General features: G+C 40.4%; 9 protein-coding genes. 6 read left to right on the top strand and 3 right to left on the bottom strand.

What is annotated here, in order from left to right; all coding sequences use genetic code 11:
* Positions 1-521 precede the first annotated feature (521 nt).
* Entirely contained in the window at positions 522-878 is a 357-nt protein-coding gene (locus tag U2P91_RS11465) for a hypothetical protein (protein WP_111888241.1), read from the bottom strand.
* A gap of 12 nt (positions 879-890) precedes the next feature.
* Entirely contained in the window at positions 891-1,745 is an 855-nt protein-coding gene (locus U2P91_RS11460; protein WP_322519652.1) for an RNA polymerase sigma factor, read from the bottom strand.
* A 316-nt stretch (positions 1,746-2,061) separates the two neighbouring features.
* On the opposite strand from U2P91_RS11460, the gene U2P91_RS11455 reads away from it, so the two are divergent.
* The 4 genes from U2P91_RS11455 to U2P91_RS11440 all read left to right on the top strand — a co-directional run bounded on the left by U2P91_RS11455 (position 2,062) and on the right by U2P91_RS11440 (position 6,717).
* Complete coding sequence (locus tag U2P91_RS11455; protein WP_111888239.1) at positions 2,062-2,748, top strand: response regulator transcription factor; 687 nt, start codon at positions 2,062-2,064, stop codon at positions 2,746-2,748.
* Between the two features lie 9 nt (positions 2,749-2,757).
* Positions 2,758-4,002: a sensor histidine kinase gene (locus U2P91_RS11450; RefSeq protein ID WP_242988476.1), complete on the top strand. Its 1,245-nt coding sequence runs from the start codon at positions 2,758-2,760 to the stop codon at positions 4,000-4,002.
* A gap of 67 nt (positions 4,003-4,069) precedes the next feature.
* Positions 4,070-4,753: an ABC transporter ATP-binding protein gene (locus tag U2P91_RS11445; protein WP_111888237.1), complete on the top strand. Its 684-nt coding sequence runs from the start codon at positions 4,070-4,072 to the stop codon at positions 4,751-4,753.
* The gene (locus U2P91_RS11440) at positions 4,750-6,717 is read left to right on the top strand and encodes an ABC transporter permease (protein WP_111888236.1); all 1,968 of its coding nucleotides are present in this window, start codon (positions 4,750-4,752) and stop codon (positions 6,715-6,717) included. Before U2P91_RS11445 ends, U2P91_RS11440 begins: the two co-directional genes overlap by 4 nt.
* Positions 6,718-6,985: 268 nt before the next feature.
* On the opposite strand, the gene U2P91_RS11435 is transcribed toward U2P91_RS11440, so the two are convergent.
* The gene (locus tag U2P91_RS11435) at positions 6,986-7,819 is read right to left on the bottom strand and encodes a MurR/RpiR family transcriptional regulator (RefSeq protein WP_111888235.1); all 834 of its coding nucleotides are present in this window, start codon (positions 7,817-7,819) and stop codon (positions 6,986-6,988) included.
* A 166-nt stretch (positions 7,820-7,985) separates the two neighbouring features.
* Between U2P91_RS11435 and U2P91_RS11430 the strand changes: the two genes are divergently transcribed.
* Both U2P91_RS11430 and U2P91_RS11425 read left to right on the top strand, forming a co-directional pair.
* Positions 7,986-8,774 (top strand): sugar phosphate isomerase/epimerase family protein, encoded by a 789-nt coding sequence (locus U2P91_RS11430; RefSeq protein WP_111888234.1) that lies wholly within the window; start codon positions 7,986-7,988, stop codon positions 8,772-8,774.
* Positions 8,764-9,780 carry an ABC transporter substrate-binding protein gene (locus tag U2P91_RS11425; RefSeq protein ID WP_322519651.1) on the top strand — a complete coding sequence of 339 codons (1,017 nt, stop codon included), beginning with the start codon at positions 8,764-8,766 and terminating at the stop codon, positions 9,778-9,780. The genes U2P91_RS11430 and U2P91_RS11425 overlap by 11 nt, the downstream gene beginning before the upstream one ends.
* Positions 9,781-9,824: the final 44 nt, after the last annotated feature.

Below are 9,824 nucleotides of genomic sequence, written 5' to 3'. Positions count from 1 at the left end.
CACAGAAGTAAAGTCTTCCAGCGCCGAAAGTACTTGGTGGGCAACTGCCTGGGAGGATAGGACATTGCGGGACTTTTGAATTTTTTGCCCAAATTTTGTAAAAATTTGGTATGCAGCTGAGCAGAGCGAAGCAAAGGTGCAAAAAAGAACGCAGTTGACGAGGGTTTGATCCGGACTAAGGATTAAACAAACCCGAGGAAACTACGATCAGTTAAACCGAAGCCGTGCAAAAAAATAGATATATGAATATTGATTCAAGTTTACTTGAAAATCAATGTTCATATATCTATTTTTTTATGGGGCGAAGCCCCAAACGCAGGCGTAGCACAGCGGAGACGGAGTTGCACGGATTCATTTCACGGCAGTAATTTTTAGAGCGTTTTGGAGATAAATGTATTTTCCAAGTTAGTATCGCCATCTTCGACTAGATGCTTAGCGGCGAGCTAGTTTCAGTAATTTCAAACAACCATACAGGCAATTGTCGTGTTGCAATTACCTGTACAATAATATTTCTATTAAGCTTATTCTACCTGATATTTTGTATTACAGGTTTTACAGCTGATTTCATATTTATATGAAGCAAGGTTCTTTTCCAGAATTGTTGCTAACGGAGATTTGTCTTCAGGACAACATAGACGATTCTTTATGGTAATCAATGATTGTTCACTACTGGTTTGCTCCGTACTTTGACGTTCAAATACGAGATGGACACTTCCGCAGTTTCCGCATTTGCATCGATAGTCGAATCGAAAAAGGTCATAAGTTACATAACACAGATAACCAATCGTCTTGTTGCAACCCTCACAATAGATCCAGCCACCGTAAGTATTGGCCAGTCGTGTGTTTATCAACTCTTTATATGCTGGTATTCTTGCCATAACGGTGTTCCATTATGCCTGACCCATGATGGTCGCCATGTTTTCAGAGAATAGTATATTTTGCAGAAAATCCTTGGTATTCTGGGGAGAACGATAGCTGGGCAATTTGGCAAAGATTGCCGATTCCATATCCATTTCTTCGATAGCTGCCAAATAATCTAACGCGACATCTTCATCCACTTTTTCAAGTTGATGGTACTCTAAATTGGCTGGATTTAAGCGGTGATTTGTGATGGCATAGCCGATTCGCTTTTGACAATTGCATTTTTCTGGTGAAGCAAGACCGCAATACTGCTTCAGAAAACCAGCCATTTTTTGACGAATTCGGGATAAACGCTGGCGGTATGCTTCCGGGGTAATTCTCAGAATCTCCCCACAAACCTTGCTGTCCACTTTAAACATGATGCCCAGGACATAGATCAGACGACTTTCCGGGTCAAAACACTGGAGCATCACGTTAGTACAGGACATTTTAAGTTCATGGGTTAAAATTTCCTCATCGACGCCATTCATCATACCCGGATTATTTCTCAAAAATCCGGCCTCAATGTCCGCCCCATAAAACTCAAAGCTAAGTGGTGGTTGTTTTGCAAAAAATGAATTTTTGTAGTTCAGCAGGTAATTGGTTGCGATGCGATACACCCAAGTAGAAAACGCACTCTCTTTCCGGAAAGAGGACAAGCCCGTCATTGTCTTGATTAAGATTTCCTGGGTGGCGTCCTCCGCATCATGGGGATTGCCGAGCATCCGTAATGACAGATTATACACCATGTCCTGCACACTGCCGAGCAGGAGTTCCAATGCCTGTTTGTCACCATTAAGGGCTAATTCAATTTTCTCATTTGCGTCATCGGTTTTGTTATTCATATTAATCTCCATTCTATGTAATTTTGCATTATACTAAATTAGACAATAGTTGATCATGGGTTGTGACAGAAATTTTTAACTTTTTTTATTCGCCTGGATTTAATTATAGGCTTTTATTTTAATGATTTTTTACTTCATTTGCAAGGAAAAAGCTAAGGGTTACCCTCAATAAAAGAACCGCTTGCATCCAAGCGAATACCGAAATATACTGTAAGAGGATAATTTAGTTTGCGTGGTTCGTGCTCACCAAACCTAAAGCAAAAATTAATAAAGGTTTTTAAATTCATAAATACATCGCTAAAAGAGAGGGACAATCATGAATAATATTCTACTGGTGGAGGATGATTTAAGTCTGATTGACGGACTAGTGTTTTCTTTAAATAAAAACGGATTTCAGGTTGAGGTTGTCAGAACTGTCAAAGCGGCGCTAGTCCAACTATCAACAACTCAATATGATCTTTTGCTGCTTGATCTGACATTACCGGATGGAACCGGATTTGAGATATGCAGGCACGTCAGGCAAGCGTCAACGGTTCCCATTATCTTTCTGACTGCATCAGATGAAGAAGTGAATGTTGTAATGGCCCTCGATATGGGTGGGGATGATTACATCACCAAACCCTTTAAATTGAATGAACTTATTTCTCGAATCAATGCCTTGTTTCGGCGGGCAAAACTATCAGCGACTTCCGGTAAAGAGTTAAAATCCAATGGCATCGTCATAAAACTCGATGAAAACAAGGTTATGAAAGAAAATCGGCTGGTTGAACTCACAGGTTCTGAATACCGGCTGTTATGCTTATTGATGCAAAACCCAAATATGATTTTAACCAGAACGCTAATGCTGGATCGACTTTGGGATGAAAGTGGCAGTTTTGTAGATGATAACACATTATCCGTCTATGTTCGCAGATTACGGAACAAAATTGAAGATAATCCTCAAAAACCGGTATGCTTATTAACGGTGAGAGGTATCGGATACAAATGGAATCACCAGAAGTGAGGAATGAAAATGTTAGGTTCAAACGATAATAATTTAAAGCAACAGGCAGTCATTACCATACTTATTTTGTTGGGAATGATCATAACGATGCAGATTGTCGTTATGCAGATGACAGAATCGTATAAAGAAAACATGATGACACACGATGCTGAGATAGCTGGACATTTGCTTAGCCATGGCGTGAATACGCATCAAATTAGGATGGCGTTCACTGACCAGAAAGTCGATGAAGCGGTAATTAATGGGGCAGCACTGTTAAAAACAGCCGGCTACCAAGAAGGTATGGCTAACAGCTTATTGCCGAAAGTCGATCAATTTTATCAAAAATATGCGGTCATTATGTTGGTTTTTACTTCAGTGTTTTCCTTGTTTCTACTGGCGGTATTTTATTTTTTTGCATTCCAACGAAATAAAAAGCTTGAAGATGCCGGTAAGAAAATTCAACGTTTTATGGATGGTGATGCATCGATTCGTCTGAACGATGGCGGCGAAGACGAGCTTTCTGTTTTTTTTTCTAAAGTGAATACGATGGCAACAGCTCTGACAGTCCACATTGAAAAAGAAAAGCATCACCGGATTTTCTTAAAAGAAACAATTTCTGATATTTCTCATCAATTAAAGACACCACTGGCGGCATTACAAATGTACAACGAGATTATTCTGGATGAAAAAACGGGCAACAAGGTAGTTGAAGATTTTGTGCAAAAAAGTCAGCGTGAACTGTTACGGATGGAGAACCTGATTCAAAATCTGTTGAAGCTGGCAAAGATTGATGCCGGCACTATTGTTCTGGAAAAAAACAGTCGCGAATTAAAGCCATTTTTGGAGGAATGCAGAATTGTGTTAATGACTCGAGCGGAACGTGAAAATAAAAAGATAAATCTTGTCTGTGACCCATCCATCAGGATGAGCTTTGACGAAATCTGGCTGGGCGAGGCACTGGAGAATATCATTAAGAATGCCCTTGACCATACCAAAGAAACCGATCAAATTGAAATATGCGGTGTGGAAAACAGTCTGTTAATTGAAATTACGATTAAAGATAATGGTGCTGGCATCGATCCGGAAGATATTCATCATATTTTTGAACGTTTTTATCGAAGTCGTTACTCAAAAGACCATCAGGGGATTGGCATCGGCCTGGCGCTTTCAAAAACGATTATTGAAAAGCATGGTGGCACCATCACCGTCTACAGCGAATTGGGCAAAGGCACAGTGTTTCATGTGATCTTTCCGAAACTTACAAATTTGTAAGAATGGATTCACGTGGGAGTCATGTGAGCATGCTATCATTTCAATAAAGAAAGGTGAGGTGTGAATAGTGAATATTTTATCAACGCTTAATTTGTGCAAAACATATGGTAAAGGTGATACAAAGGTAGCGGCATTGAATAATGTGTCGATTTCCGTGTCAAAAGGGGAGTTTGTATCGGTCATTGGACCATCGGGCTCAGGGAAGAGTACGCTGCTTAATATGGTTGGAGCCCTGGATCAGCCTACAACCGGAACGGTGACGATTGATGGCAAAGAGATTCATAAAATGAAGGAAGAGGAGCTTTCGATATTTCGGCGTCGCAACATTGGCTTTATTTTTCAGGCGTTTAATCTGATTCCTGAATTAAATGTCGAAGAAAATATGGTGTTGCCGATCTTGCTGGATTATCAAAAACCTGACAAGCACTACATTAATGAATTATTGGGCATCTTGGGGCTAGCAGAAAGAAAACAGCATCTGCCCAGCCAACTTTCGGGCGGTCAGCAACAACGGGTGGCAATCGGCCGGGCACTTGCTACCAAACCGGCGATTATTCTGGCTGATGAGCCAACCGGTAACTTGGACAGTAAAAATAGTCAGGATGTGATGAATTTACTCAAGTTGTCGGTAGACCAGTATAACCAGACGGTGATTATGATTACCCATAATCACAATTATGCATCCTTTGCGGATCGTGTATTTCAGGTAAATGATGGAATGGTCAGAGAACTTGGTGAGGGCAAAAGATGAGAAATTATCTTGATTTAGCACCCAAGTATTTGGCTGGATATAAAAATAAAACCCGGTTAACGATTTTTAGCGTCGTCATGGCGGTGGCACTGGTCGTTGGAATATTCTCGATGCTGGATGCCCTGGTAAAGTTTGAAACAGCACAGGTATTAAAAAGCGAAGGCAATTATCATATTCTCGTTCGTGATCCGACGCAAAATGAGATGGATATCATTGGAAGTCGAATCGACGTGGAAAATTCAGGGCTTTTAAAAGATCTGGGAGAGGGCAAAACTAATGATGAGATTTGTGCCTTGGGATATATAAGTGAAAATTTCGCCAGCAATTTAAATATCGACCTGATTGAAGGTAAGATGCCAAGAAATGATCATGAAGTCGTGCTTGAAAAATGGTACCTGGATCAACAGGTCTTAAATAGCGGCGACACGATAAAGATCACCCGATCTGACGGGACGGCCGAAGATTATGTGATCAGCGGTGTCATTAACGACTGGGGTGCCACCAAGGCCGCTGCGATTCCTTTTGTTTTTGTCTCAACGGAAACGGCAGAGAAACTGACTGTGGTAACCAGTCAATATTTTGTGCTGTTTAAGGCGGGGGTGAATATTTCGAATGCCGAAAAAGAAATAGTCACCGTTTTGAATATTCCCGAAGAGCGGATGGGTTACAATGAAGGTCTTCTGGCGCTGATGCTGGAAACTAAAAACAACCGGGTCTTAACCTTTTACCTCATTGGAGCGGTACTGTTCGGTTTGGTACTGGTTACCGCAGTCGTGATGATCTACAATACCTTTAATATATCGGTGATTGATCGGGTTCGACAATTTGGATTACTGCGGTGTATTGGTGCTTCAAAAAAACAAATCAGGCGAATGGTAAGAAGAGAAAGCTTGATTATTTCGCTGAAGGCCATCCCTTTAGGGGTACTGGCTGGAATGCTGCTAACCTTTGTCTGCTCGGCGGTACTAAAAATTTACAACCCTCAGCTCTTTGGTGATATTTCAATTATAAATATCAGTGCCATTGGCATCGGAGCAGGGACATTGACCGGTTTTCTGACGGTTTTTATGGCTTCCATGTTGCCTGCCAAAAAAGCTGCAAAGGTTTCGCCAGTCAATGCCGTTACCGGAAGTGCCGATCTGAAAATTTCGATCAGGCAGAAATGTGGTTTGCTCACCAGACTATTACCAGTTGAAATTGCAATGGGTGTGAACAACGCGGTGAGTAAAAAACGAACGCTAATCCTGATGACCAGCTCGATTGCCATCAGTATTATTTTATTCTTGGGATTCAGTGTTCTGGTCAATCCTGTTTTTATGGGGATAAAAACGGACAACCATGATACCGCGGATCTGACCCTAACATCGGAGCAGAGGATTTCGCCTGAATTATGGCAAGAATTATCCCAGTTGGACGGCCTTGAAATTATCGGGAATCCAACTGAGCATGCGATTGATCTCCAGCTGCGTGACAAAAATGACAACCAGAAAGTGGATGAAGTTAAGACAATGATTGATGAGACGATTACCCTGCACGATAAACGACAGATGAATGCCGAAGCAAACAATGCCTTTATGACCATCGCCGTTTTTATTTATGGATTTGTGACAGTCATCGCATTAATCAGTATTTTAAACATGATCAATACTATGAATACCAGTGTCGTGTCAAGAACCAAATATCTGGCGATGCTCCGGGCCGTGGGTATGTCAGATAAGCAACTTAATAAAATGATTCTGACGCAGTCAATTGCCTATAGCGTGACTGGTTGTATCATGGGTTGTATTTGTGGTGTGCTACTTCAAAAGAAACTGCTTGATTTTCTTGCTGCGGACTGGTCTTTTCCGTTATATCAGATCGTTGGGATAGCAGTCATTTGTATCATGACGGCAGCTTTATCAGTCATTGGTCCACTAAAGAAAATTAAGAAGCTGGGGATTTCAGAAGCGATGGCATCGATATAAGCTTTAAAAGCTGATGATAACGACTACGAATCCAATAACAAAGGAAACCCTCAATTTGATTTAACCGAAATCATGTAGATCCGCGGCAACAGAAACTTCATCATATCCCCTGGCATGTAATTGTCATTTTGAAACAACCCACTGCAGTAAAGTTTATTTCTAACTGATACAATAACACAAGTTTTCGCTGTGAACTGTATCTGCGGATACAGTTCACGACAATTAAAAAAATGTGACAGAAATTTTGGCATTGTACCGCTCAGAAGGATTATCGTTTAATTAAGTTTTGATAATTTGCGCGAAGCGTGGAGAGTTTTTCTAAATGCTCCAGTGAATGCTCAGAATGCGATGCGATTTCAAGGATTAAGGCATCGACGACAGACATTGGGGCAGTCATGGAGTGATACTCAGTGGGATCACCGCGATGACTATATAAAAAAGCCTGACATTGATAATGAAGATGCATCGATAAAAGATCGGTAAAGAGAATCAGATCAAAATTGATTCGTTCTTTTTCACTAAAAATAATATCGGTTTCGGCAAGGACACGACCATAGGAAAAAACAATGACTAAGTCAGTGGGCTCAAAATTATTGATGGTTTCATAAATTGCCGAACCACCATCGATGAGAATGAACTCAATATTCAGACGCTTTAATCGATAGCGGAGAATATAAGCGATACCAAGCGAAGCATCAGGGGCAAAGACATAAATGCGGTCATGGTAAAGGAACAGCTCAGCCGCAGCTTCAATGGCTTCATCCGTGAGTTGAAACAAGGTATGTTCAATCGATTCAATATTCTTTAAAAAAACGTTTTGGACGTTGCTATCGGTTTCTTTCATTTTTTCCAGGGTGGTCCGTACCTTTGAAGCCGGTGTTTGACCGGTCTGCTGAAGCATCGTTTTCTGAAAATGACGAATATTTTTAAAACCGATTTTTTTCCAGAAGCGACTAATGGTGGCGTTACTCACACTAATTTTTTTTGCGATCGCTTCAGAGCTTTCATAATAAACATTAGGGCTGCTTTTTAATAAGTAGTCCAGGATTAAATGGTCTTTTTTTGACAATAATTGTCGATCGATTTGACTGAGTTCAATCATACGATTCCTCCAGAATTTTTCTTTATTATAACATTTAAAATCAAAAATGCAATATAATTTTCAATAAATGCAGCATGAAAATAAATTAACATATTGTTAATTCGCATTTAACGGGTTGTTAATATAATTAAGATAGACTTGCTTTGAAATAGGAAAGGAGGTCGGTATGAAGAATCTCTATGTATCGTCGAATTTTTTCTTTAATACTGATTTAGAAACGATGATGAATAAGACGAAGCGCTATGGTTTTTCCGGCATTGAAGTTTGGGCCCAACAATTTGATTTGTCGCGATATTCACGAAAAGAATGCCGCACATTATCAGATCAATACGGATTAAAGAATTTTGTTCATGCCAAGAGTTGGGATCTTAACTTTGCTTCATTAAATCAGAACATCCGGAACACATCCATTGAAGAAATCAAACGATCGATTGATTTAGCGGATGCATTGGCGATATCAGAAGTCACGGTGCATCCGCCCCAAATGACCTTGGTGGGAGATCGTGATCGAAGTTTGCGATTGGGTAGAAATAGCTTGGCAGAAATTGTATCGTATGGTGAAAGCAAGAATATTGATGTTTCCATTGAGCTAATGGAAAAATTGCCCCATGAGCTGGTGACTTCTTATGAAGAATTTACTGAGCTTGCGGATGGTTTTATTGATCAGCTGAAAGTCACCATTGACATTGCACATTGTGACAGCCTGGAGGAGTTTGAGCACTACTTTGATGTATTTGATAATATCTCAAAAATTCATCTTAGCAATCGCAAAGGAAACGTCTTGCATACACCACTATATGAGGGTGATTATGATTTCAGTAGTTGCTTTGATACGATTTTAAAAAAGAACCTTCCAATTGTTCTGGAAGGGTTTGACGCTAGACCGGGTTTAATGCAGGTAAAGAAAGAAGTATCCTATATAAAAAAAATTATGGAGGAAAACAATGGTTTTTAAACGAAGAATAATGGTGATGGCACTGGTTTTAATTAGTTTGATGACTTTAACAGGGTGTCAGGAAAGTGTGGCAAAAACTGAGACGATCAAACAAGAGGGAAGCTTAACGATTTATACGTCGATGCCGGATGCCGATATTCAGGTATTATCCGAAGCCTTTAATAAAACGTATCCAGATGTCGAAGTCAGTGTTTTTAGAAGCGGAACGGAAGAAGTGGTCAGTAAAATAATGGCGGAAAAAGAAGTTGGTAACATCAGCGCCGATGTGCTTTTAATTGCCGATGCCGGAACCTTTGAAACCCTAAAAAATGAAGATCTTTTAATGAGCTATAAATCTAAAGAATTACAGGGCATCAGTAAGGAATACTATGATGAAGCGAACACCTACACCGGAACAAAGATTATTTCTACGGGTATTATTATCAATACGGATTTAGTTAAGCAAGAGGTGAAGGGATATCAGGATCTTTTAGCCCCATCATTTAAGGATCAGCTAATCATGCCGAGCCCATTGTATTCAGGCGCCGCGGCTAATAATCTGGGGGTTTTGACTCGGACAGATGGCATTGGCTGGGCATACTATGAAGGACTAAAAGATAATGGCGTGACTGTCGATAAAGGAAACGGAGCGGTTCAAAAGGCCGTCGTTGGGGGAGAGAAAAGTGCCGGTATTATTGTTGATTATATGGCCATTCGCTCCAAGGCTGATGGTGCACCGGTTGAATTTGTCTATCCCGAAGATGGATCACTTATTATTACCGAGCCAATCGGGATTTTAAAAGCGAGCAAAAATCCGGAAATAGCAAAGTTATTTGTCGACTATGCATTATCGGAGGCTGGCCAGGAAGTGGTATCACAAATTGGTTATACACCGATAAAAGAAGGTGTTTCAGCTCCGGAAGGATTTAAAACAGTGGGTGAATTGACCAATCTGACTTATGATTTGAGTGTGCTGGCAGAGAATCGAGATGCCGATAAAGAAAAATTTACAGCATTGTTTCAATAAAGCTTTTAACTTTAAAACTTCAACGTCGCGAATCCGGCGTTGAA

The sequence above is a fragment of the Acetobacterium sp. K1/6 genome, from assembly GCF_034438075.1.
Lineage (GTDB): Bacteria > Bacillota > Clostridia > Eubacteriales > Eubacteriaceae > Acetobacterium > Acetobacterium carbinolicum.
Note: the sequence above shows the minus strand (reverse complement) of the source record. Positions and strands in the feature narration are given on the sequence as shown.

Bases quoted from the DNA above. Each gene is read 5' to 3' on its own strand.
- U2P91_RS11465 (WP_111888241.1), bottom strand. From the start codon at position 878: ATGGCAAGAATACCAGCATATAAAGAGTTGATAAACACACGACTGGCC.
- U2P91_RS11460 (WP_322519652.1), bottom strand. From the start codon at position 1,745: ATGAATAACAAAACCGATGACGCAAATGAGAAAATTGAATTAGCCCTT.
- U2P91_RS11455 (WP_111888239.1), top strand. From the start codon at position 2,062: ATGAATAATATTCTACTGGTGGAGGATGATTTAAGTCTGATTGACGGA.
- U2P91_RS11450 (WP_242988476.1), top strand. From the start codon at position 2,758: ATGTTAGGTTCAAACGATAATAATTTAAAGCAACAGGCAGTCATTACC.
- U2P91_RS11440 (WP_111888236.1), top strand. From the start codon at position 4,750: ATGAGAAATTATCTTGATTTAGCACCCAAGTATTTGGCTGGATATAAA.
- U2P91_RS11435 (WP_111888235.1), bottom strand. From the start codon at position 7,819: ATGATTGAACTCAGTCAAATCGATCGACAATTATTGTCAAAAAAAGAC.
- U2P91_RS11430 (WP_111888234.1), top strand. From the start codon at position 7,986: ATGAAGAATCTCTATGTATCGTCGAATTTTTTCTTTAATACTGATTTA.
- U2P91_RS11425 (WP_322519651.1), top strand. From the start codon at position 8,764: ATGGTTTTTAAACGAAGAATAATGGTGATGGCACTGGTTTTAATTAGT.